This window comes from Thermaerobacillus caldiproteolyticus, from assembly GCF_013761245.1.
Taxonomy (GTDB): Bacteria; Bacillota; Bacilli; order Bacillales; family Anoxybacillaceae; genus Thermaerobacillus; species Thermaerobacillus caldiproteolyticus.
Window position 1 is genome coordinate 161,788 of record NZ_JACDUT010000002.1, and the last position, 21,286, is coordinate 183,073.

The window sequence follows — 21,286 nt, forward strand, 5'->3', positions numbered from 1 at the left end:
CTCATTACTTTTCGATTTTTTCAAGATGCCCGTTTCGCTCTAGTTGAAATTTTACTTTTTTAGCATGTTCATCTTCTTCTAGTACAACCATTTTTCGTGCTCGCTCCATAATGCCAATGAGTGAGTTGTAATCTTCTTGAATCGTAGCTAATTCTTTTTGTAACACTTCTTTTTCAGCTTGTAGTTTTGTCACCATTTGTTGCAATTGTTCCATATCTTTTTTTAACGCTCGGTTCTCGTCAACGATTCGCTGGTAGTCAACAGCCGCTTGTTCATAGGTTTGCAGGAAAGCGATGACATCTGACCATGTTAATCGTTTTTGAGAGGCATCAGCTGCCGATATCAACCCCTCTGTGCCACCTCTAGCTACCGTTTCTTTTTTCTTTTCTTTCCGTTGTTTTTTAGCTATTTCGATCGCCTCTTTATATTGCTTTCGCACATATGAATTCCAGCGAAAACCGCAAGCAGCCGCTGTCCGTGACAAGCGGCGCCCGACTTCCTCAAACGCTTGAAGCTGTGTTCCCCCTTCACGAATATAGTGCAATACGGTTTCTGCTAACAATAAATCTTCATCTTGCGTCCATGCATCTTGACGTACACTCGTCATGCTTCTTCCTCCTCTAGTCGCTTTTTTCACTATATTTATGCGACTAGTAGAAAAGATAGAAGGAAAAAATTATGATTTATCCAAAAAAGCACGTACCGCTTCTTCATGTTCTTCCGACTCCCACAAGATGGAACAACAAGTGATTTCAGAAAAAAATCTAGCACGAAACTCATCGTTTTTCCACTTCTCCACTGCTGCTCGTTTATATGCTCGCAAAACAGAAACCGTCTGAGCTAAATACGGGGAAAGCAACTTACGGCACTCTTCTGTTATATTTTCTCCGGATAAAAGAGAATGAACCCAGCCATACTCGTACATCGTTTCCACACTCATATATTCCGCTCTCAGCAAAATATCAAGAGCCCGCGTATATGGCAACTTCTCAAATAACATCGTCGCCCCGCCCCATCCGGTTGTGATCCCTAATTTTCCTTGAATAAAGCCGACTTTGGCTCCCTTCCTTGCATAGCGAAAATCGCATGCAGTTGCCAGTTCGCAACCACCACCCACCGCCGTACCGTTAATAAGAGCTACTGTCGGCTTAGAAACGGTTAATAATGAATATAAAATCGTTCCCATTTTTTTTAGCATATGATATGCTTCTTCTTTCGCATGCAAATGGTGAAACTCACTTAAATCTCCACCCGAACAAAACGCTTGATCACCAGCTCCTGTAATGACAAGAATTTTTACTTCATCGCTCTTTTCCACCATGCGAATCGTTTCTTGTAACGCGTCCATGACCTCGTAGTTAATCGCATTTCTCTTTTCTTGTCGATTAATGGTAAACCAGACAATCCCGTTGCGATCGCGCTCTAACAAAATCGCTCCCATTTCCTCTCCTCCCTTCTCCTATAATTTTGGCAGCAGCTCTCTATTTTCCTTCTTAAAAAATAAGAAAAGCACACGCTTCCCCAATTCGTCATCTTGGCTCCCATGACGGGCAAATATTCCTTCCACATAGAAGTGGCTTGCACTTCGGAAAGGGCTGGCTTAACCTCAGGGCTCTCAAACATTACTTTTCAAGTTATGATTGGCGCAAATTTTGCATTAATACCGCTTCAAAAGCGAACGTAATTCGGACGCTAGAATTAGACCGTTCACCGCAAAAAAGAAGCAAACTATAAATGATTCTGATATGAGCAAAAAAACAAGCACAAGGAGTCGATTCCTTGTGCTTGTTTTCATCATTATTTGTTTACCACTTCTTTTCCTTTGTAAGTTCCGCAAACTTTACATACGCGGTGAGCTAGTTTCATTTCACCGCAATTTGGGCATTCTACCATGCCAGGTACTTGCAATTTGAAATGCGTACGGCGCATTCTTTTTTTCGTTTTTGATGTTCTTCTAAAAGGTACAGCCATTCTTTCCACCTCCTTAATAGGATTTAGAAATATCATGAAGGCCGGATGATGCCGGTACTTCGCTTACTCTTCTTCCTTTTTGTCAAAAAACTTCGCTAAACTAGCAAGGCGAGGGTCGATTTTTTGCTTTGCTTGCTCTTCAGTAATGACTTCCCAGCCAGCTCCCGACTGTGGCGCCCCACCTTGTACGTTTTCTTCTTCCGAAAATACTTGTAACGGAATCTCAAGGAGAATCAGTTCTTTCACAATCGGCAGTAAATCTATCGTTTCTCCTTCAATCAAATGCGTATCTTCATCAGTTGTCACATCATAGTCATTGAGAAAAAATGTTTCTGTCGTATGAATTGTAAACGGATAATGGACATCGACTAACGTACGGGAACAAGGTAATACCATCGTTCCTTCAATCGTCAAATGAAACGTAAATTTCGTCGCGCCAATATCCACCCTTCCTTCGACATGAACGGGTGAAATCTCGCGAATGAGATTGTCGATTTGCTTTAAATCTGACACATCCACTGTTTCGTGAATCGCTAGTCCTTTATTTTGCAACTGATGAAGTTGATGAATAGACCATTTCATTAAAATCACCTCAAGGCAACAAAGAAAATTATACGTTCCCTTTCCCTGTTTGTCAATATTTTTTCTTTACAGTATAATTGTTGTCAGTTTACTTACAATTTATCACGATTCGACGAAAAATACTCTCTGTAGACATGAGGGGGGGAAGAGGAATGAAAGCGGTTGGAATTGTTGTTGAATATAATCCGTTCCATAACGGTCATTTGTACCATCTGCAAGAAACAAAAAAACAAACCGAAGCCGATTGCCTCATCGCTGTCATGAGCGGGAACTTTTTGCAGCGTGGTGAACCCGCGCTTGTTTCCAAATGGACGCGGACGAAAATGGCTTTATTCGCTGGGGTCGACCTCGTGATTGAATTGCCTTATGCATTCGCTGTGCAGTCTGCGGAAACGTTTGCGAGTGGAGCAGTCGCATTGCTTGCTGCTTTATATTGTGATGAAATTTGCTTCGGAAGCGAAAGCGGAAAAATCGAACCCTTTATTGAAGCGGCTAAAACGCTTTTAGAGAAACAAAACGAATATGATATCTACATTCAGCAGGCGCTCCAGACAGGGATAAACTATCCGCAAGCGAACACTCTAGCTTGGAATCAATTACATCTAGACAAACTTGATGTCACAAAACCAAACAATATCCTTGGTTTTTCCTACGTCAAAGCGATTTTAGAACAACATCATCCGATCGTTCCGCGCACCATTCCGCGCATTGCTGCCTGTTATCATGATGAAACGTTTTCCCATCCGTCGATCGCCAGCGCCACAAGCTTACGAAAAGCGCTGAGCGGCTCTATTGAACGCCTTGAAACGATTTCGTCGTACATTCCTTCATACACAAAGCAACTGTTAGAGCAATATTATTTCACATACGGCACATTCCATGATTGGGAACGTTATTTTCCTTTTCTAAAATATCGCATCCTGACAATGGAAGAAAGTGAGTTACAGCGTATCGCTAATGTCGATGAAGGGTTAGAACATCGATTCAAACAGGCAATTATCGAGGCGGAAACCTTTTCTCAACTTATGACTTCGATGAAAACAAAACGCTACACATGGACACGCTTGCAGCGAACGTGCACCCACATTTTAACCAATTTTACAAAAGAACAAATGGCGAAAATGAAAAAACCGACTTACATTCGCTTACTCGGCATGAGCAGCAACGGACGGCGTTATTTACAGACAATCAAAAAACAGCTATCATTACCGCTCGTGACGAATGTATCACGGTTAGAGCCTCATCCGATTTATCAGCAAGAAAAAAAAGCGGTATTTGCCTATACCGCTATTTTTCCAGAGGCGATTCGCTCAAAAGCGATAAAAGAAGAATATGCGACCCCACCGATAACTTTATTTTAGTTTTTCTAAATAACGAAGCGCGTCATCAAACGTATCGACGGGAACAATCTTCATGGTTGTCCCAATTTTTTTTGCCGTTTTGAGCGCTTCACGGTAATTGGAATTTTTTGCTCCATGCTCATTTGGGGCAAAGAAAATTTCGGCTCCTGCTTCATGAGCAGCGACGATTTTTTGTGAAATTCCGCCGATCGGTCCCACTTCCCCGTCCATATTGATCGTGCCTGTTCCGGCAATTTTATGCCCCTTTGTAATATCTTCATTTACTAATTGATTATAAATTTCCAGCGAAAACATCAGCCCTGCAGACGGTCCACCGATTTTCTCGGAATCAATATGAACAGGAGGATTGGTTTTAATATCATAATCATCCCCAAGCGATACTCCTAGCCCGATTTGCTTTGGTGATTGTGGAAATGGCGCAAGCGAAAGCGTAACGGTCTTTTCTTTTCCATCCCGTTCAAATGTCACATGAACACGATCACCTTTTTTCTTTGTGCGAATGTAGGTAATCATCTGTTCTGATGTTTCCATCCGTTTTCCGTCAATTTGTTTGATGCGGTCGCCCACCTTTAAAAATGACTGCGCCGGCATATTCGGCAAAACCCCCATGACATAGACGCCCCGCGATTGATAAGAAAACGGTTTTTTAGCCTTTTTATACGCTACGGTAATCGCGGCTTCTTTCGACTGCTCCATCAATTGAAGTTGACGAAACGTATATTCTTCATCTGTTTCTCCTTCTTGTTTAATTGCTTCAAGCGGATACAGTTCATAATACGGCCGAACGTGCGCTAGTAAATAAGAAAAGAGATTCGCCCTGCCCATTCTGACCGTCGTTAACATAAAACTCCCTTTATCGTGATCCCCATTCTTGACATGAACAAGCGGCTCAAGAGCTTGGGCTGTTCCCGGCATCGTCACGTAATAAGGGAGTTGGAGAAAAATGAAAAGAAATGCCGCGATAACTCCAAACAAAAATGTAATCACATACGTTCTCTTTTTCATGAATGTTGCTTCTCCTTCCAATGTTCAATGGCTTGACGAATTTTATCAATTTGCTTGCGAGCTTCTACCTCGCCAATCTCAATAATTTCTTCCACATGTGTAAATGCGCGCGAACTATATTGTTCCACATGCGGTCGAATCATAACATCCGAGGCGATTTCGCGACAACGGGCAAGCTCATCTTGTAAAATATCAATACTTTGTAAAATGACATCAAAAATAGATGTAATCGGCTCATTCACTTTGACATGTGAAACATCGACACCAATAACAAGATCTGCTCCCATATCGCGAGCAACGGAAACAGGGATGCGGTCAATCACTCCACCGTCGACTAACATGCGTCCATCGATAACTTCGGGAACAAAAATGCCCGGAATGGAAATGCTGGCTCGCACCGCACCCACGACATCACCACGACGAAAAACAACCTTTTCTCCTCTTTGAACATCCGTCGCCACAATAGCGATCGGAATCGTTAAGTCTTCAATGTTTTTTCCTTTGGTTAATAAACGAATAAATTCTTTAATTCGTTTCCCCGCTATAAGCCCCATCTTGGGGATCGCTACATCAATGTAATCATTTCTTCTAAACGCTTTCGCTAATTTATATAAGCGATCAATGCCTAATCCGCTGGCATATAATGCCGCCACAAGTGCCCCCATACTGCTTCCTGCTATATAATCAATCGGAATGCACTCCTCCTCAAGCACTTTAATCACACCTAAATGAGCGAATCCTCTCGCTCCCCCCGAGCCCAATGCCAAGCCGATTTTTGGATTCACGTCTGTCTCCCTCCGTTCGCAATCCTTTTTCATCTTATGGTCTAAAATGATCCCCTATACTCGTATATTAAACTATATGAGGTTGTACATCGTACTGAGAGAAAGGGGAGAGCGCATGTGAACAAACTTCGTGATCGGGAGGCAAACCGCATATGAAGGAAAGGGCAAAAACAGTCTTTTTAGCTTTAGCTGTAACATTATTTGCAGCTTCGCTCATTTGTTATCCGCAACAATCGCTCGAAGCGTCGATCCGCGGTTTAAATATGTGGTGGGAAGTCGTTTTTCCCTCGCTATTGCCTTTCTTTATTGTCTCCGAACTGCTCATCGGCTTCGGAGTTGTCAATTTGCTTGGTGTCTTATTAGAACCGCTCATGCGCCCGCTGTTTAAAGTTCCCGGTGTCGGCGGCTTTGTGTGGGCAATGGGAATGGCATCTGGCTATCCCTCAGGAGCAAAACTAACCGCTCGCCTTTATCAAGAAAAGCAAATTTCTACCATCGAAGCGGAACGACTTGCTTCATTCACTAACTCGTCGAATCCTTTATTTATTTTCGGGGCGGTTTCCATCGGATTTTTTCATAACCCTCATATTGGAATCATTTTCGCCCTATCGCACTATATTGGCAACATCTGTGTCGGGCTGCTCATGCGATTTCATGGTAAATCTCATGAAAAAACGAGCAGCAAGAGAGACACACATCCTTTTTCACTTCGTACCGCTTTTCGCGTGTTGCATGAAACACGCCTAAAAAACAAGCAGCCTCTAGGAAAATTGCTAGGTAACGCCGTACGCTCTTCTATTCAAACATTATTAATGATTGGCGGGTTTATTATTCTCTTTTCTGTCATTAACAAACTTCTATACATGGTTCATATTACAGATCGAATCGCTTTTATCCTCCAATATATTCTGAACATATTTCAACTTCCAAAAGAACTCAGCATCCCTGTTATTTCTGGACTATTTGAAATTACGCTCGGCACCCAAATGATTAGCCAAGTTGAACATGCTCATTTGTTAGAAAAAGCGATTGTAACAAGTTTTATTCTCGCATTCGGTGGCTTTTCTGTACAAGCACAAGTGGCGAGTATTCTTGCCGAAGCTAATATTCGGTTTCAGCCGTTCTTTATTGCGCGAATGATGCACGGCTGCTTTGCTGCTTGCCTTACATATTTATTATGGAAACCGCTCTACGTTCATTTTGACACAGTCGATAAAAGTATGAGAGCAACACCCGTATTTTTAACCAATCATGCTCCTATATGGCTATTGGAATATTGGCAATTTTTAACCCGTTATGGCCCGCTGATTACTATTATTTGTTTATTTGTTTACGTATTATTACTCGCAACAAAATGGCGAAAAGAAATCGTTCAATAAAGAGGCTGACTCAAAAGATCGCTCAAAGGCGATCTTTGTAAGTCAGCTTTCTTTTTCAAAGTCCCTATCATTGATCAGAACAGGATACAGCAAATTTTTGACGAAGCGCCTGCTCCACAACGGGTGGCACAAGTTCGGAAATGTTGCCGTTATATTTGGCCACTTCCTTTACGATACTTGAACTTAAAAACGCATACTGGCTGTTTGTCATCATAAAAAATGTTTCAATATTTTCATCCAACACACGATTCATCGAAGTAATTTGCATTTCATATTCGAAATCGGATACCGCACGCAACCCTCTTAAAATCGCATTGGCGTTTTTACTGCGGGCATAATCGACAAGAAGACCGTGGAATGACTCAACCGTCACATTCGGAAGTGATTTTGTTACCTCTCTTAATAATTCCATCCTTTCTTCGACAGAAAACAGCGGTTTTTTAGAAGAATTATTCAGCACTGCCACATACACTTGATCAAACACCTTTGCACCGCGCTTAATAATATCTAAATGTCCATATGTTACCGGATCAAAACTTCCCGGACAAACCGCAATGCTCGCCATGTCTCTAATCCCCTTTCTCTTCACTCACATAACCGTAAATCGAAACCGCGGTAATTCCATAAATTTCATGTTTGATTTTCGCTACATTTTCGATGTGCATTGGAAGCTCGATATCGTGGGCATGTTCAGCAATAATCATACCATCTGATTCAAGAAGCGAATGTTGGGCGATAAATGAAATCAATGATGCCAACTTTTGCTCTTTATAAGGCGGATCGAGGAAGATCAGTCGAAATCGCAATCCGCGTTTTACAATCGCCTTTAATGCTCGTTCCGCATCATTTCGATAGATTTCAGCTTGTGCAGCTAATCCACATGTGTTTACATTTTTTCGAATCGTTTGTACCGCTTTTATATCATGGTCAACAAAAATCACGCGATCTAATCCACGGCTTAATCCTTCAATTCCAAGACCACCGCTACCACCAAATAAATCGAGGCCCATTCCCCCGGAAAAATAAGGGCCTACCATATTAAAAATCGCCTCTTTCACTTTATCGGTAGTCGGTCTTGTTGACATACCTGGAACCGCTTGCAACGGTCTACCTTTACACTTTCCAGAAATGACTCTCATCATCCTCACCACGTGTTTGACATTTTGCCATCCCTATCCTACCATAAACTTCTCTATAATACCACTTTGTCACGTTGCAAATGATCATAATAAACAGTTAAACATCGGAAAAAATCGCATATCGAATGTATATAAATGAATTCATTGGTCATAATGAGTAGTGACAACATCCATATGGGTGTTGTTGCCAACCACGGAGAAGACTTACGTTTCCCCATAAGTTCTTCCTCCGGTTTCTCCTCTCCCTTTTTTCCTTTGGCTTACGCGTTCCTTTTGATGCGCGGGAACAAGTAAGCGTAAAAGGCCCCTGCAGGAGACTGCAGGGATTTTTTTTCAACTATGTCTTGTTTACCTTACGATCCACTTACATAAACGTCACGAGCTGTTTCTTCTACATAAACAGGGAACCATTGCTGTATTATAGAAGCGCTCATATACAGGGTTCCCCTGATATCGCGAACAAGAATCGAAGATGTTCCGAATGTATCATTCCCTTCCATATAAAGCGAAGAATTGACAAAAAAACGCCAACGATTATATTGTTTCTCAATAAAAACCTCTGCACCAGAACGTTCGACACGATACCCTAGTGCACGCATTACTTCTACAATCGGTAATAAAATGTCCTCGTTTTGGATGACGACGTTGCTCTGTTTCAACGGAACATTATTTACATATAACGTTCCTTCTTTCGTCCACAAAAGAGGAACGGATTCCCCTCTTTTAACAAAATCGCTAAAATATGTTGTTCTTTCTCCATACGCCTTACTTAGTGCTGCATCAAGCATATGCGAGGTAACTCTTTCCCCTTTTTGTTTTAAAACGAGACGGAAAAACGCTGTTTTTTCTTTCGTTGTTAGTTGCTCATCAAAATGATGCAAAATCGCTTTTGCTTGTGGTGTGGTAGCCTGTTTTCCGATGGCTAATGACGTTAGCATATCGGCCACCCATTCATTCATCGCTCCATTTGGTAAAAAGTAAGAGGCATAGTAAGAGCGTAGATATGGCGCTTCCATCAACGTAAGTGATTCCGTCTCCGGAACGACCATAAGTGTCGGTGAAATATGTTTGTCCGCAAACTTAGAAAAAACAACCGTCAACGAAGGAACATGAGCGAAATTCCTTGCTTTCGAGGCATTCCAGTCATTGATACTCACGTTGTTTCGCGCATACACTTCCACATTTCCGTACTCTTTTTTCTCCACTTTCAAAGGTTCAAAATAAAGCGGAAACGAAACAACTTGTTTTTGTGCCCATACATACAACGTAAACCACTCGCGCTCTAAACTCCCTATAAGCGGAGCACCGGCTATCCATGTTCCATTTTTTCTTGTCAAATCAACGAGCTGAACATGGAAACGCTGCGGTTGTTTCGAAAGAATTTGGACTGACCAATGTTCAAGCCAGAGTGGCTTCGAAGATGATGGCAATGGAATAACATAGCGAAATTCAATTTGGTCACGGCCGTCTACGTTGATACGCGATGTTTGATTTCGCTGAGTAATCGTACATGCTTTTCCCTCTTCGTCTGTACACGAAAGATGTTTTGCCCTATCTGGCAGTATGATATCGTATGATTCGTCAGCTAACCCTTTTATCGTCTGTGTAATCTCAAGGTGATTAGCCACACCGCGAATATCGATATCGTGAACAAGCGAGGGTACGTTGTTTTCCTTGCTAGCCTGTGTATAATCGTGCCACTGCCAGTAAACAGCCACACCACTAATTCCTAGAAGCAAAAAAATTGTCATCAAAGTCCCTCTTACCATTTCAGGCTCCTCTGCTGTATTCATTTCTTACTGATAAGATACCAAAAAATAAATGGATCGTCATAGAGAAATTGCACAAAATGTCGAATTTTGTTCAGAAACATTTTCATTTTTTATAATCAATGATAAAGTAATAAGGTAGAAAGGGGGACATGACATGATTCAACGCTTTATTGAGCTGGGGGAAGGGTATTCGGATATTTATGAACTCATCGAACTGGCCAAAGCAAATCGCCATCGATTATCAGGACTTTTTGCTCTCCACACGGTAAAAAACGGACAAGCAGTAACGTCTTGTGTCGTGGTTCTGCATCCCACTGATCCGGGAGAGTTTCAGCCTTTATATATTTGTCGCGAGGGCATTCCTAATCCATATGTCAAGCCGAATAAACGATACGAACTATTTGCGGAATTAGCGAAAGAACTGGGGCATGAAATCATTCACTTGGAAGTAAAACCATCAACATTTTTTGCAGAAGTTGACCTCTATTACCAGCATTTAATCGGTATTATGCGAATGAACCGATTCATCCCACCACTGCAATAAAAAAAGCGGAAGCTCCCCAATTTCGCCATTTGCCTACGTCCTGTGGGCAAAATGGCGAAATGTTTCCATCCTAGCTCCCACAATGAGTAATGTTACCTGCGAGACAGCTTGTCACCCCGAACTGCTTAAACATCGCATTTCAAGTCATAATTTGCGCAAGTTTTGCATCATGCCGATTCAAAAAATAAATTGGTCGAGCGCTTGTGCTAGACAGTTCGCCTTTTAAAGTTATACTTTTCTTATCTAAAAAGGCTGACTTTCTAGAAGAAAGTCAGCCTTGCTCTATGGAATAACCTAATTTGTAATCATGTTCCTTTTCATGATCTCCTTTTGATTCAAACTCCATTTTCAAAAATGGACGGTAAGAAGGTTCTACCTGCTTCACAAATGGCAGTGAAGAAATCTTTTTCATGATGTCATCGACCTGTTCCATATCACAATATAACACAACATATTTCAACCGCTTGGAGACGTAATGGATATTACCAAATTTTCTTAAATGTTTACTTTGTTTTAGTGAATATAACCAAACAATAATCCCTTGACGTCTTGGAAACATACACCCATTCCCCTTTTTGTCATTGCATTTCGACATAGATCTATTTTATGTTTATGTGCGACAGCCGCAACTTCCTCCTGCGCCGCACCCGCCTGAACAACTTGATAATGAAGTGAAGTACGGATTTCCTGTCGGCACTTTGATTTGCTCAGATACAGCTTTTCCAAGCAACACGCTAATTTCATCTAATAACGATTGCAATGCGTTTTCCGCTTTTTTAAAAGCGGCCACCGTTTCATGAAAATCAAGCTCCCTTTTCACCTCACGTATCTCTTTCATGACCGTGTGGTAATCAGGATGATATTTGCCAAAGCGTTGCACTTCCTCATATCGCTCTTTCGCTTTTGTAAAACGTGCAATAAGCTCTTGGGCAACGCGATCACTCTTTAATCGTTGCAAGCAGTGGCGATATTGCTCGGCTAATTCGGACTGAACAATCATTTTTCCCAATAACTCGGCTTTATTTAAAATCTCGAGCCGCTCGAGCGTTGCAATCATCACGTGAATTTCGCACCTCCAATATAATCATATCACGAGAACAGTAAATAAGAAAAGCAAAGCGGCAAGTTTGGCTGTCAAAGTTCACCATTGAAGTGCTTGACACCCCGGAGCAAGCTGATCGGGCGCTTGCACTAAACAGCTCTTTTAAACTTATACTTTCTTATCATTAAAAAAAGTCTGACCTATTTGTCAGACCTTCCTTGCTAAGAAATATTCACCTCAAATTCATGGGACAAGCTTGATTTCCTCCCACCATCATCAACGAGTTCTAATCGAATCGTATGTTTTCCTGTAGGCAATCCTCTTATCACAAATGCCGCTGTAAACACTTCGTTAATTTTCTTTCCATTTAAGTATACATCGATATGTCCAGCACCTTTTTGAAATGTAAACCCGGTAACAATACACTCAACAAATACGTCTTTTCCCTTTATTTCATGTTTAACATGCATCGGACTGGTGGGCTGATGCTGAGAAACGACCGGAACAATTCTATTCGAATTCGTTTCTGGTTCTGGCTTATCATTTCCGCATGCTGTCATTATTAAAAGAAAAAATAAAGAGAATACCGTTATGATTCGTTTTCGCAAAGACATCACTCCTTTACGAAGTAGTCTTTGCGTTTTTTCAAAAATTAATCGCGCATCTCTTGAAGCATATGAAGCATTAATGAAGCCATTTGCAACGAATTGACTATTTTTTCTACTTTATGCGGAATTGTTTGTTCATAATAATGAAGGGCGGCAAGCTCGAACGACTGTAGTTCGTTTGGAAAGCGTGAAAGCGTTCGATACCAACGCGGCTGCTCACGAATAAAATTTTTTAACATCGCCTTTGCTTGAATATACTGCATAACTTCCTTTCTCATCCGCTAATACCTCTAGTCCTTTCGAAATGAAAATGGATGTTGGTCATGGGGAAGAGTCCCTGATGGCTGAGATTGCTTCATTCCTTGAAACTGTCCGATGACATTTTGAATGGCCGTAATCGCTTGTTGAACATTAGCAATATGTTGTTGCATTTCATTGACATCCATATTTTTTATCGTTGACACAATTTTATTGATAACACTGTTCATTTTTTCAGTTTGGTCAACTTTTTCATTCTTTTCATTTTTATACTTTTCCCAAATTTCATCATCTTCCCCGAACAAATACCATTCCTCATAAAACTCTTTCCATGTTTTTTGACCGTTACGCACTTCTTGAATAATTTTCGGATGTTTTTTGACAAACCGTTTAAATTTCTCTACTGAAGGATGTAGATTTTTTGCCACACTCCCTCTACCCCCTCTTGTTTAATCAACACGTATCTATCATATACTATCAAAAAAATGCATATGGCGTGCGCCCATTTTTCGATACGATGTGAGCAAAAATTATTTTTACTATATGACACTTCCGCTAAGGAGCAAGCTGATTTCTTCGGAATCAGTGGGACTCTTTGAAGTAGACGGAAGTCCATTTCCGACATCCGTAGTTCTCAAAATGCAGAGTGTGCCATTCCTCCTCCCACAGCACTTCCGTAGGCTAATGACCCATAGCTTACGTACCACTGCTACAGGCGTTTTTCTGTGTATCGAGCCATTAGGCTGTCTAAAGACGGTCCTTTCTCAATCAAAACCGGTTCATCCCAACGCTAAAGCCGATGGACTTTCTCGGCTGTTTTCTGTAAAGAAAGGAATTTTATCACCGTTGGCTTCATCTCGGAAATATGCACGAAAAAACCCAGGGCAAAGAAACGATTAAGAACATTCAAGAGAAAAAAGAACGATATTACCATGATCATCGTATACAGGAAGATCCTTTGTTATAATATGGAAATGGAAAATGAAAGCTTGAATGCAAATTCCAATTATCGATTCGTCCCCAAGCCCTTTCTTTCGCATCGGTGAAACGATTATTATTATGGGGGATTGAAAAAAACGGATTGCCGCTAGTCACTTCACTACCACGGTTTAAGGAAATTTTGTGTATAATATTTGTCAGCCACTCCAACACCGAGATGGGTAAATTGTCCGTTTAATAGTGTTTCGCGATGACTTTTGCTATTTAACCAACCTTCAACAGCAGCAATGGCATCAATATGCTGCGCAGCAATATTCTCACCGGCCATCTGAAATTTGATTCCTGCTGATAACAGTCGATCTTTTAAATCACCGCGGGTCGGTGATTCATGAGAAAAATACCTGTTTTCCTTCATATCTTTACTATGCTCATAAGCAACTTGTGCCGTTTTCTCGTGCCAATGCAGCGGCTTTACGCCATAGCGCTGGCGAATCACATTCGTAATATCAAAAATCTGGTAGGCATTAGCCATTTCGACCTTCTTTCGCTCTTCCGGTGATAAAGGCGATGCAGACGGTAAAGTACCTCGATAAACAAGTTCATATGGTCGCAGTTTTACGAGCGTTTCTCCATTCATTAACCGAATACTGGAAACTTTTCCGGTAAAACGATCAATATAAAGTTGTACATAGACGTTAGAAACTTTTACAATCGGCTGGGAAGCGAGATCCTGTTCCGATAGCTCAAAACGGTAAGTACCCGTACGCAATGATACATCTACATTCGAGGGTATCGGAACTTTGTTAAATACTTCTTGAAGCGGTTGACCGATTCGAAATGGCTTTACATTGACTTGTTCTCCACAGGTAAAAGCCGTCACAGCGCGACCAGCCCTGATGCCGATTTGCAAATACGTGTTAGCATGTTTATTATAAATCCACCACTTATAACCATACGCTGAATCATCGATTCGTGTTGGCTGCCCGAATTGTTTTTTTACATCTTCTTCCGTTTTTCCAATAATAGTCAAAAGACCGTTAACCACCTTCGGCTCTTTTATTGGATGATCCTTTGTCTCGCTCTTTTGAGGCGGGCTTAGCGGTGGTGTTGCGCTCGGAACAAAATAGTAAAATCCTATGATAAACAATAAAATAAACAAAAACCATTTCATAGGGCAACACTCACTTTCCTCATAAAATCCCTTATTGTCATTATATCCGTTTTTTTCGAGTGGACAAACGTAAAAAACGAAATTCCCCTTTTTACAAGGGGAATTCCATTCATCCAAACATCGTTTTTATCTAGTGCAGCTGGTTCTGTTCCGAAATTTCGCTTAAAGCACGACCAGCCCTTTCATCTGAATAGCGGTTCGTTGCTAAATCACCAAGTGAAACAATCCCGACAAGCTTTCCATTCTCGACAACAGGCAAACGACGAATTTGATGTTGTGCCATTTGCTCTGCCGCCTCTTCAACGGATGTATCCGGTGATACCGTAATCAAATGTTCACTCATTACTTCGGTAACCTGACTAGAACCTGGTCGCTTCTCAGCTATTCCGCGCACTACTAAATCACGATCAGTAATCATGCCAATTAATTGACCATTTTCAACAATAGGAATCGCTCCGACATTTAAATCTCGCATTTTTACTGCCACTTCATATACGTTATCAAGCGGTGTACAACACTCTACATTCGTTGCCATTACGTCACGTACTGTTTGCATTTTTTCCTCTCCTTTTCATCACCTATTTGCCAATGAACATTTGCGTCCAATAATGTCCGTAAGAACCGCCTTTGGCATAGCCGACGCCGATATGTGTAAAGTCTTTTTTCAAAATGTTCGCACGATGTCCCGGACTATTCATCCAAGCATTGACTACTTCTTGTGGTGTACGTTGACCAGCTGCAATATTCTCTCCTGCTGTACGATAACTAATTCCAAAGTTTTTCATCATCGTAAATGGTGAACCATACGTCGGTGAATCGTGCTGAAAATAATTTTTATCGCGCATATCCGCTGATTTATAGCGAGCGACCCGAGCTAATTGCCAGTCGATTTGTAGTGGCGGCAGTCCGTATTTAGCCCGCTCTTGGTTCGTTAAACGCACAACTTCGTTTTCAATTTGTTTGACATCGTTTAAAATCGGAACATATACTTTTTGTCCAGGATAAATTAAATTTGGGTTAGGAAATTGCGGATTGGCTTCAATAATTTCCGATAACCCAACTTGATAACGAACAGAAATTTTCCATAAAGTATCCCCCGGTCGGACAATATATGTAGTTGTCCCTTGACCATAAGCATTTTGTGGAATACTTACACTCAATAACATCGCACTAAACAAACATGCCAGCAAATACTTTTTCATTTTTTACTCTTCCTCCTTTCTCCCTTTAGTTTCACCAAAATAATGAGCGCATATAAATTTTTTTATTATCACCAATAATGAAGTATTGATTGAAAGTTGAACGCTTTCATACTATTATAAATGAAGAGGTGTTTCGTTTTTCCATTTTTCAGGACATTGTTTGTTTGATAGGAGGAATATAAGATGAGATTTGAAAATACTGGAATCGAAAATCAGACAGCGGAATTATCTCGTTTAGACGATTTAATGGAAGAATTAGGATTTGTAAGAGCGGGCCAATGGGATTACGAACGAGTTACATACGATCGAAAATTTGAAATTAAAAATGACGTTTATTATCTTCGCGTTCAAGGCTACGCTATTGAGGGTGATGTCGATTCCCGCTATGCGCTTATTAAGTTACTTACCCCAATCCTTGGGAAATATTACTATCCACACGGCGTAGAGTATGGCGAAGACGAAAACTTCCCTTCTTCATTAGTTAATCAATGCCAAAATATTTTAGCTCAAGTAAAAGAGGGGCTAACAAAAATTCAAAACGCATGAGAAAATCTCATGCGTTTGTTATAAGTCGTTTGACTATAAGATGCACATGTTCTACGGTAAAAGGAGTCATTGCTGCAATTTCGTCCATAATCTGCTTTTGCAGCTCTGTACATAGCGGAATAATGGAAGCACCGTACCTTATTGCTAATGCAATCCTCACCGTGCAGCAAGAATGGGTATGAAAAAAAATCTCCACCGTCGTTTCTTCCACAGCAATCTCGCTTTTTTCATTTAAACACATCATAATAATTGTCAATAATGTGGAGTGGGCCACACTCGGTCGCCGAAATCGAACTGTTCCCTTCATTCCTCCCCCTCCATACCGTACAGATGGTCGAACAACATTTTTATATTTATATGCACTTTGCTATTCTTTGTTTACTCTAGAAAATAAGAAAAGGGCAAGCGTTCTGCTAGGTGCAGTGGATCAATATTCTCTGCCTAGCGTTTCAGTCTACATTTATACTATTTATAAGGAAAAAACCCGACACATTTCGTCGGGTTACTAAAATCCTAAGATCGCTTTAATCATGGAAGTTGTTTCGCCACCGTGATAAAACACATAAAGAAGCAAATATACAACTACGCCAGTAATCGCTGTAAAAAACCAAATCACACTCGTAATCGGACCTAACCGTTTATGTCTAATGAGATTACTTTTTAATCCTGATAAAATCGTAACAAGGCCAAAAACAGCTCCAGCCGTCGCTAAACAAATATGAAATATTAAGAAAATGGTGTAGTAAATTTTGACGCTTTCGGGACCACCGAAGCTGGTATTCCCAATAAATACGGTTCTTGATACATAAATGATAAAAAACAATAGCGCAAACAACGCTGCCCATAACATCACTTTTTTATGTGCTTCGATTTTTCGTTGGCGTATTAAATACCATCCGTACCCCACCAACGCTGCACTAATAACAATACAGCTCGTACTAATCGTCGGCAAAATCGGTAATGAATGCTCCATACCTTTTCCTCACTTTATCTTGTCATACTATTAACGTATCTTATTTTAGTAAACATTCCATGTTTTTTCAATAAAAAATCTTGTACATCCGATAGGTGAAAGACAAATGATGCTTATGATTCAGAAAGATGAGACGATACAGCAGTTTCCAATTGTTCCTTCTCGCGCTCTTTTTGATACCATTCCATAAAAATGAAAAAGAGCATCGTCCCATACACAATTTCTTGAATAATTTTCATAAGTACTCCGCCGAGCTGCTGATCATGAATAAGCGGCATTGAAAGGAACATCTGCGGTCCCGTTAATTCAAGAGAAGCTAATGTTCCGGCCGGAACGCAAAGATGAAGCGCGTTCAGCCATGTTTGCGGATCGTAGTAAGTCGCATATAGCGGCTTATCGGCGAAAATAATTAATGCGCATGCGGGTGTGATCAAGATACCGTTTGCAAAAATATATACGACCTTTTTAATTCCCGTAAGCGTCTGCCAATCAGATAATTTATTAACTAAAGGCCACCACATCATGAGTGCCGCAAAGAAAATGACTGTTGTAACTGCAGCGTGTAAAAATATATTTGTTTTAACAATATCGAAAATGAACGGAACGTGATAAAAAGAGAAAAGCGCATTAAATAAAATAAGTGAGATAAGCGGCTTTGTAAAAAATGCGACCGTTCTCTTTACCGCTTTTATACGAAACATACGCTCAAACATCCAATTTGGAATTCCTAAAATGAGTAACTGGGGAATAATTAAGTTTAATACCGCCATTTGTGTCATATGGGCACTAAACATCAAGTGCCCCAGCAAATCAAGCGGCGAGCCTTTGCAAATATAAAGCAGCACAATGCCCACGACAAAGTATGCTTTCTGCTTGTTCGTTGGTGGTCCTTCGTTTGTAAAACGAGTGCGCCAAGGCCCCACTATCATAAAATACAGCCATGTAATCAGCAATAGCGATATAAGGAAAAAGGGGCTCCATAGCGCAACAAAACCAAACATGCTTAATGATATCATGGATATTTTCACCTCAATTCTTTCCCTTTCATTATACTACACTCATATCGTTTGTCTATTGTTAAGCGCTATCAATCAACCTGCTTGCACAATAAAAAAGGAAATCAGCAAAAACTGATTTCCTCCATTATTTATTACCACCAAACAATCGTCATAAACGCCCAAATCGTCAAAAATGCCACAAACACACCGGCATAAAGAAACACTGACGGAACTTCATGACCTTTATGGCTCATATGCATAAAATAATACAATTGAAACGCAACTTGCACAGCTGCAAGAAGAAGAATAAATGGAACTGAAAACCAAGGTGAAAATTTGTCATAGCCAACCGCAAAAAATGCAATAAGAGTTAAGAAAATCATCAACACAAATGAAATCACTTGGTGTTTCATATCTTCCGCATTTTTCTTGCGGCGATACGCTAAGTCCACATTTGGGTTTCCTGAATTTGTATGCTGTTCCATACAATCACCCCACCATTCCCATTAAGTATACAACCGTGAAAATGAACACCCATACAACGTCAATGAAGTGCCAATAAAGGCTTGCTACATAAAACTTCGGTGCGTTGTACAGATTTAAACCACGCTTTGCGTTGCGAATCATAAGCGTCAATATCCATAATAAACCAAAAGTTACGTGAGCTCCGTGCGTACCAACTAGCGTATAGAAAGAAGAAGAAAAGGCACTTGTTGAAAATTTAAATCCTTCATGCACATACTCATTGAACTCGAAAATCTCTAACCCTAAGAAGCCTGCACCCAACAGTACCGTAACGCCAAGCCATAGTTGCATTTTCTTAAAGTCAAAGTTTTTCATGTGATACATCGCGTAAACGCTCGTTAAACTACTTGTTAATAACAGCATTGTTGCAACAAATACGAGCGGCATTTTGAATAATTCCTCTGCAGTCGGACCGTTAGCCGTTTTATCCCGCAACGCTAAGAAAGTGGCGAAGAGGGAGGCGAACATTACTGTTTCGCCACCCAAGAAAGTCCAAAATCCGATAAACTTATTTTTCCCTTCGAGGGTTGCTTTTTCAGGCGATGCAGGGAATGTTTCAGCCGTTAATTTTTCTTCAACGTGCATTATGCCTTAACCCCCTTGTTTTCAGCTTCAAGAATCTCTTCTTTATGAATATGGAAGCCATGGTCATCGATGACTGAACGTAAGAACATGGAGCCAAGCGTAATCAATAAACCAGCGATTCCTACGAACAAACTCCAAGAATGCTGCTTATGATACATGAAGCCAAACGCTGCAATAAATAAACCAAGCGAAATGATAAACGGTAAAATTGAAGGGTTAGGCATATGAATATCACCAAGCGGTTCTGCTGGTGTTAAGCCTTTTCTACCTTCCATCTTCTCTATCCAGTAAGCATCTAAACCACGCACAAGAGGAGTTTGTGCAAAGTTATATTCTGGCGGCGGAGAAGCGACTGCCCACTCAAGCGTACGTCCATCTCCCCATGCATCTGCATCCGCTTTCTTTCCTTTTACTGTTGTAACAACAATGTTTATTAAAAGAACAACCGTTGCTGTTGCCATGAAGAACGCACCGATCGTACTAATTAAGTTGCCCGTTTCCCATCCTTGGCCAGGTAAATACGTAAATACGCGGCGTGGCATTCCCATTAATCCAAGGAAATGTTGGATAAAGAATGTTAAATGGAATCCGATAAAGAATAACCAGAATGTTACTTTACCAAGCTTCTCGCTTAACATTTTACCAAACATTTTTGGCCACCAGTAATGAGCGCCTGCCAAGAGTCCAAATACGACCCCACCAACGATTACGTAGTGGAAGTGTGCAACGACGAAATAGCTGTCGTGATATTGATAGTCTGCTGCTGCTGCCGCGTTCATAACCCCCGTTACTCCCCCCATAACGAAAGAAGGGATAAACGCAACCGCATATAACATCGGTGTTGTAAAGCGGATGTTTCCGCCCCACATTGTAAATAGCCAGTTAAAGATTTTAATACCAGTAGGAACTGCAATCGCCATTGTAGCAACTGCAAAAATTGCGTTTGCTACTGGTCCTAAACCAGCTGTGAACATATGGTGAGCCCACACCATGAATCCTAAAAAGCCGATTAATACAGTTGCAAATACCATTGAAGAATATCCGAATAAACGCTTTTTAGAGAAAGTCGCAAAAATTTCCGAGAAAATACCGAATGCTGGTAATACTAAAATATATACTTCCGGATGACCGAAAATCCAGAATAAGTGCTCCCAAATAATCGTATTTCCGCCCGCAGCCGGGTCAAAGAAGTTTCCGCCAAATAATCGATCCATCATCATTAAAATTAAACCAACCGTCAATGGCGGGAACGCAAATAAGATTAACGCAGAAGCAACGAATGTTGTCCAAGTAAACAGCGGCATACGCATGTATGTCATACCTGGAGCACGCATAGTCACGATTGTTACAAGGAAGTTAATACCACCAATTAATGTACCGAACCCTGAAATCTGTAAACCTAATACGTAAAAGTCAATTCCGTGTCCCGGTGATTCTAATGATAAAGAAGCATAAGATGTCCACCCCGCATCAGGAGCACCACCTAAAAACCAAGAACAGTTGAGGAATACACCTCCAAAGAAAAACAACCAGAAGCCTAATGCATTTAAAAATGGAAACGCAACGTCGCGTGCACCAATTTGAATCGGTACAACGGCGTTCATCATCGCAAACACGAGCGGCATGGCTGCCAAGAAAATCATTGTCGTACCGTGCATCGTCAAAATTTGGTTATACAGTCCGCCGACTACGAAATCATTATTAGGAACAGCAAGCTGGATACGAATAAGCAGCGCTTCAACGCCACCCGCTAGGAAGAAAATACCACCAGCAATTAAGTAAAGGATGGCGATTTTTTTATGGTCAACCGTTGTAAGGTAGTCCCATATTACGGCACCGACACCCTTTTTACGAGCTAACGTACTCACGATTTAACCTCCCTTTTTATATAAATCCCCTTC

Annotated in this window: 28 protein-coding genes; 4 read left to right on the plus strand and 24 right to left on the minus strand. The window is 40.9% G+C overall.

The window, feature by feature from the left end:
* Positions 1 to 4: 4 nt before the first annotated feature.
* From HNR31_RS04265 to HNR31_RS04280, 4 genes are all read right to left on the minus strand, one after another.
* Positions 5 to 607 carry an RsfA family transcriptional regulator gene (locus HNR31_RS04265; RefSeq protein ID WP_181555028.1) on the minus strand — a complete coding sequence of 201 codons (603 nt, stop codon included), beginning with the start codon at positions 605 to 607 and terminating at the stop codon, positions 5 to 7.
* A 69-nt stretch (positions 608 to 676) separates the two neighbouring features.
* Positions 677 to 1,441, minus strand: a complete 765-nt coding sequence (locus HNR31_RS04270) for an enoyl-CoA hydratase/isomerase family protein (RefSeq protein ID WP_181555029.1) — start codon at positions 1,439 to 1,441, stop codon at positions 677 to 679.
* Positions 1,442 to 1,797: 356 nt separating this feature from the next.
* Positions 1,798 to 1,971 carry a 50S ribosomal protein L32 gene (gene rpmF, locus HNR31_RS04275; protein WP_181555030.1) on the minus strand — a complete coding sequence of 58 codons (174 nt, stop codon included), beginning with the start codon at positions 1,969 to 1,971 and terminating at the stop codon, positions 1,798 to 1,800.
* A 63-nt stretch (positions 1,972 to 2,034) separates the two neighbouring features.
* Complete coding sequence (locus HNR31_RS04280; protein ID WP_181555031.1) at positions 2,035 to 2,553, minus strand: YceD family protein; 519 nt, start codon at positions 2,551 to 2,553, stop codon at positions 2,035 to 2,037.
* A 152-nt stretch (positions 2,554 to 2,705) separates the two neighbouring features.
* Here HNR31_RS04280 and HNR31_RS04285 point away from each other — a divergent pair, with 152 nt between their 5' ends.
* Positions 2,706 to 3,914, plus strand: coding sequence for a nucleotidyltransferase (locus tag HNR31_RS04285; RefSeq protein WP_181555032.1), 1,209 nt, complete (start codon positions 2,706 to 2,708; stop codon positions 3,912 to 3,914).
* On the opposite strand, the gene HNR31_RS04290 is transcribed toward HNR31_RS04285, so the two are convergent.
* Together HNR31_RS04290 and HNR31_RS04295 are read right to left on the minus strand one after the other, a co-directional pair.
* Positions 3,906 to 4,919 (minus strand): SepM family pheromone-processing serine protease, encoded by a 1,014-nt coding sequence (locus HNR31_RS04290; protein WP_181555033.1) that lies wholly within the window; start codon positions 4,917 to 4,919, stop codon positions 3,906 to 3,908. The two genes, HNR31_RS04285 and HNR31_RS04290, sit on opposite strands and share 9 nt — an antisense overlap.
* On the minus strand, positions 4,916 to 5,704 hold the full coding sequence (locus HNR31_RS04295; RefSeq protein ID WP_181555034.1) for a patatin-like phospholipase family protein: 789 nt from the start codon (positions 5,702 to 5,704) through the stop codon (positions 4,916 to 4,918). Before HNR31_RS04295 ends, HNR31_RS04290 begins: the two co-directional genes overlap by 4 nt.
* 152 nt (positions 5,705 to 5,856) lie before the next feature.
* On the opposite strand from HNR31_RS04295, the gene ylbJ reads away from it, so the two are divergent.
* Entirely contained in the window at positions 5,857 to 7,083 is a 1,227-nt protein-coding gene (gene ylbJ, locus HNR31_RS04300) for a sporulation integral membrane protein YlbJ (protein WP_181555035.1), read from the plus strand.
* A gap of 67 nt (positions 7,084 to 7,150) precedes the next feature.
* On the opposite strand, the gene coaD is transcribed toward ylbJ, so the two are convergent.
* The 4 genes from coaD to HNR31_RS04320 form a co-directional block, all read right to left on the minus strand.
* Complete coding sequence (gene coaD / locus HNR31_RS04305) at positions 7,151 to 7,648, minus strand: pantetheine-phosphate adenylyltransferase (protein WP_181555036.1); 498 nt, start codon at positions 7,646 to 7,648, stop codon at positions 7,151 to 7,153.
* Positions 7,649 to 7,652: 4 nt separating this feature from the next.
* Positions 7,653 to 8,222 (minus strand): 16S rRNA (guanine(966)-N(2))-methyltransferase RsmD, encoded by a 570-nt coding sequence (gene rsmD / locus HNR31_RS04310; protein ID WP_181555037.1) that lies wholly within the window; start codon positions 8,220 to 8,222, stop codon positions 7,653 to 7,655.
* Positions 8,223 to 8,275: 53 nt separating this feature from the next.
* Positions 8,276 to 8,440 (minus strand): hypothetical protein, encoded by a 165-nt coding sequence (locus HNR31_RS04315; RefSeq protein ID WP_181555250.1) that lies wholly within the window; start codon positions 8,438 to 8,440, stop codon positions 8,276 to 8,278.
* A gap of 135 nt (positions 8,441 to 8,575) precedes the next feature.
* A complete protein-coding gene (locus HNR31_RS04320; RefSeq protein ID WP_181555038.1) occupies positions 8,576 to 9,973 on the minus strand; it encodes a hypothetical protein in 1,398 nt (465 codons plus the stop codon).
* A 175-nt stretch (positions 9,974 to 10,148) separates the two neighbouring features.
* Between HNR31_RS04320 and HNR31_RS04325 the strand changes: the two genes are divergently transcribed.
* The gene (locus HNR31_RS04325) at positions 10,149 to 10,538 is read left to right on the plus strand and encodes a DUF7147 family protein (RefSeq protein WP_181555039.1); all 390 of its coding nucleotides are present in this window, start codon (positions 10,149 to 10,151) and stop codon (positions 10,536 to 10,538) included.
* 271 nt (positions 10,539 to 10,809) lie between these two features.
* On the opposite strand, the gene HNR31_RS04330 is transcribed toward HNR31_RS04325, so the two are convergent.
* The 8 genes from HNR31_RS04330 to safA all read right to left on the minus strand — a co-directional run bounded on the left by HNR31_RS04330 (position 10,810) and on the right by safA (position 15,758).
* Entirely contained in the window at positions 10,810 to 11,097 is a 288-nt protein-coding gene (locus tag HNR31_RS04330) for a YlbG family protein (protein ID WP_181555040.1), read from the minus strand.
* A gap of 51 nt (positions 11,098 to 11,148) precedes the next feature.
* Positions 11,149 to 11,598, minus strand: a complete 450-nt coding sequence (locus HNR31_RS04335; protein WP_308806371.1) for a YlbF family regulator — start codon at positions 11,596 to 11,598, stop codon at positions 11,149 to 11,151.
* Positions 11,599 to 11,801: 203 nt separating this feature from the next.
* On the minus strand, positions 11,802 to 12,194 hold the full coding sequence (locus tag HNR31_RS04340) for a hypothetical protein (protein ID WP_181555041.1): 393 nt from the start codon (positions 12,192 to 12,194) through the stop codon (positions 11,802 to 11,804).
* 38 nt (positions 12,195 to 12,232) lie between these two features.
* The gene (locus tag HNR31_RS04345; protein WP_181555042.1) at positions 12,233 to 12,466 is read right to left on the minus strand and encodes a YlbE-like family protein; all 234 of its coding nucleotides are present in this window, start codon (positions 12,464 to 12,466) and stop codon (positions 12,233 to 12,235) included.
* Between the two features lie 12 nt (positions 12,467 to 12,478).
* Complete coding sequence (locus tag HNR31_RS04350) at positions 12,479 to 12,874, minus strand: YlbD family protein (protein WP_181555043.1); 396 nt, start codon at positions 12,872 to 12,874, stop codon at positions 12,479 to 12,481.
* 671 nt (positions 12,875 to 13,545) lie between these two features.
* Positions 13,546 to 14,556, minus strand: coding sequence for a CAP domain-containing protein (locus HNR31_RS04355; RefSeq protein WP_181555044.1), 1,011 nt, complete (start codon positions 14,554 to 14,556; stop codon positions 13,546 to 13,548).
* A gap of 130 nt (positions 14,557 to 14,686) precedes the next feature.
* Complete coding sequence (locus tag HNR31_RS04360; RefSeq protein ID WP_181555045.1) at positions 14,687 to 15,112, minus strand: CBS domain-containing protein; 426 nt, start codon at positions 15,110 to 15,112, stop codon at positions 14,687 to 14,689.
* 22 nt (positions 15,113 to 15,134) lie between these two features.
* Positions 15,135 to 15,758 carry a SafA/ExsA family spore coat assembly protein gene (safA, locus tag HNR31_RS04365; protein WP_181555046.1) on the minus strand — a complete coding sequence of 208 codons (624 nt, stop codon included), beginning with the start codon at positions 15,756 to 15,758 and terminating at the stop codon, positions 15,135 to 15,137.
* A 183-nt stretch (positions 15,759 to 15,941) separates the two neighbouring features.
* Here safA and HNR31_RS04370 point away from each other — a divergent pair, with 183 nt between their 5' ends.
* Positions 15,942 to 16,304, plus strand: coding sequence for a YugN family protein (locus tag HNR31_RS04370; RefSeq protein WP_181555047.1), 363 nt, complete (start codon positions 15,942 to 15,944; stop codon positions 16,302 to 16,304).
* Between the two features lie 7 nt (positions 16,305 to 16,311).
* Here HNR31_RS04370 and HNR31_RS04375 read toward each other — a convergent pair whose 3' ends face one another.
* From HNR31_RS04375 to ctaD, 6 genes are all read right to left on the minus strand, one after another.
* On the minus strand, positions 16,312 to 16,611 hold the full coding sequence (locus tag HNR31_RS04375; RefSeq protein ID WP_181555048.1) for a hypothetical protein: 300 nt from the start codon (positions 16,609 to 16,611) through the stop codon (positions 16,312 to 16,314).
* Between the two features lie 198 nt (positions 16,612 to 16,809).
* Positions 16,810 to 17,277 carry a DUF420 domain-containing protein gene (locus HNR31_RS04380; RefSeq protein ID WP_181555049.1) on the minus strand — a complete coding sequence of 156 codons (468 nt, stop codon included), beginning with the start codon at positions 17,275 to 17,277 and terminating at the stop codon, positions 16,810 to 16,812.
* Positions 17,278 to 17,390: 113 nt separating this feature from the next.
* The gene (gene ctaG, locus HNR31_RS04385) at positions 17,391 to 18,293 is read right to left on the minus strand and encodes a cytochrome c oxidase assembly factor CtaG (protein WP_181555050.1); all 903 of its coding nucleotides are present in this window, start codon (positions 18,291 to 18,293) and stop codon (positions 17,391 to 17,393) included.
* A gap of 134 nt (positions 18,294 to 18,427) precedes the next feature.
* The gene (ctaF, locus tag HNR31_RS04390; RefSeq protein ID WP_181555051.1) at positions 18,428 to 18,760 is read right to left on the minus strand and encodes a cytochrome c oxidase subunit IVB; all 333 of its coding nucleotides are present in this window, start codon (positions 18,758 to 18,760) and stop codon (positions 18,428 to 18,430) included.
* Positions 18,761 to 18,764: 4 nt separating this feature from the next.
* Complete coding sequence (gene ctaE / locus HNR31_RS04395; protein ID WP_181555052.1) at positions 18,765 to 19,385, minus strand: cytochrome c oxidase subunit III; 621 nt, start codon at positions 19,383 to 19,385, stop codon at positions 18,765 to 18,767.
* Complete coding sequence (ctaD, locus tag HNR31_RS04400; RefSeq protein ID WP_181555053.1) at positions 19,385 to 21,253, minus strand: cytochrome c oxidase subunit I; 1,869 nt, start codon at positions 21,251 to 21,253, stop codon at positions 19,385 to 19,387. Before ctaD ends, ctaE begins: the two co-directional genes overlap by 1 nt.
* Between the last annotated feature and the right edge of the window lie 33 nt (positions 21,254 to 21,286).

Bases quoted from the DNA above. Each gene is read 5' to 3' on its own strand.
- HNR31_RS04265 (WP_181555028.1), bottom strand. From the start codon at position 607: ATGACGAGTGTACGTCAAGATGCATGGACGCAAGATGAAGATTTATTG.
- HNR31_RS04270 (WP_181555029.1), bottom strand. From the start codon at position 1,441: ATGGGAGCGATTTTGTTAGAGCGCGATCGCAACGGGATTGTCTGGTTT.
- rpmF (WP_181555030.1), bottom strand. From the start codon at position 1,971: ATGGCTGTACCTTTTAGAAGAACATCAAAAACGAAAAAAAGAATGCGC.
- HNR31_RS04280 (WP_181555031.1), bottom strand. From the start codon at position 2,553: ATGAAATGGTCTATTCATCAACTTCATCAGTTGCAAAATAAAGGACTA.
- HNR31_RS04285 (WP_181555032.1), top strand. From the start codon at position 2,706: ATGAAAGCGGTTGGAATTGTTGTTGAATATAATCCGTTCCATAACGGT.
- HNR31_RS04290 (WP_181555033.1), bottom strand. From the start codon at position 4,919: ATGAAAAAGAGAACGTATGTGATTACATTTTTGTTTGGAGTTATCGCG.
- ylbJ (WP_181555035.1), top strand. From the start codon at position 5,857: ATGAAGGAAAGGGCAAAAACAGTCTTTTTAGCTTTAGCTGTAACATTA.
- coaD (WP_181555036.1), bottom strand. From the start codon at position 7,648: ATGGCGAGCATTGCGGTTTGTCCGGGAAGTTTTGATCCGGTAACATAT.
- rsmD (WP_181555037.1), bottom strand. From the start codon at position 8,222: ATGAGAGTCATTTCTGGAAAGTGTAAAGGTAGACCGTTGCAAGCGGTT.
- HNR31_RS04315 (WP_181555250.1), bottom strand. From the start codon at position 8,440: ATGGGGAAACGTAAGTCTTCTCCGTGGTTGGCAACAACACCCATATGG.
- HNR31_RS04320 (WP_181555038.1), bottom strand. From the start codon at position 9,973: ATGACAATTTTTTTGCTTCTAGGAATTAGTGGTGTGGCTGTTTACTGG.
- HNR31_RS04325 (WP_181555039.1), top strand. From the start codon at position 10,149: ATGATTCAACGCTTTATTGAGCTGGGGGAAGGGTATTCGGATATTTAT.
- HNR31_RS04330 (WP_181555040.1), bottom strand. From the start codon at position 11,097: ATGTTTCCAAGACGTCAAGGGATTATTGTTTGGTTATATTCACTAAAA.
- HNR31_RS04340 (WP_181555041.1), bottom strand. From the start codon at position 12,194: ATGTCTTTGCGAAAACGAATCATAACGGTATTCTCTTTATTTTTTCTT.
- HNR31_RS04345 (WP_181555042.1), bottom strand. From the start codon at position 12,466: ATGAGAAAGGAAGTTATGCAGTATATTCAAGCAAAGGCGATGTTAAAA.
- HNR31_RS04355 (WP_181555044.1), bottom strand. From the start codon at position 14,556: ATGAAATGGTTTTTGTTTATTTTATTGTTTATCATAGGATTTTACTAT.
- HNR31_RS04360 (WP_181555045.1), bottom strand. From the start codon at position 15,112: ATGCAAACAGTACGTGACGTAATGGCAACGAATGTAGAGTGTTGTACA.
- safA (WP_181555046.1), bottom strand. From the start codon at position 15,758: ATGAAAAAGTATTTGCTGGCATGTTTGTTTAGTGCGATGTTATTGAGT.
- HNR31_RS04370 (WP_181555047.1), top strand. From the start codon at position 15,942: ATGAGATTTGAAAATACTGGAATCGAAAATCAGACAGCGGAATTATCT.
- HNR31_RS04375 (WP_181555048.1), bottom strand. From the start codon at position 16,611: ATGAAGGGAACAGTTCGATTTCGGCGACCGAGTGTGGCCCACTCCACA.
- HNR31_RS04380 (WP_181555049.1), bottom strand. From the start codon at position 17,277: ATGGAGCATTCATTACCGATTTTGCCGACGATTAGTACGAGCTGTATT.
- ctaG (WP_181555050.1), bottom strand. From the start codon at position 18,293: ATGATATCATTAAGCATGTTTGGTTTTGTTGCGCTATGGAGCCCCTTT.
- ctaF (WP_181555051.1), bottom strand. From the start codon at position 18,760: ATGGAACAGCATACAAATTCAGGAAACCCAAATGTGGACTTAGCGTAT.
- ctaE (WP_181555052.1), bottom strand. From the start codon at position 19,385: ATGCACGTTGAAGAAAAATTAACGGCTGAAACATTCCCTGCATCGCCT.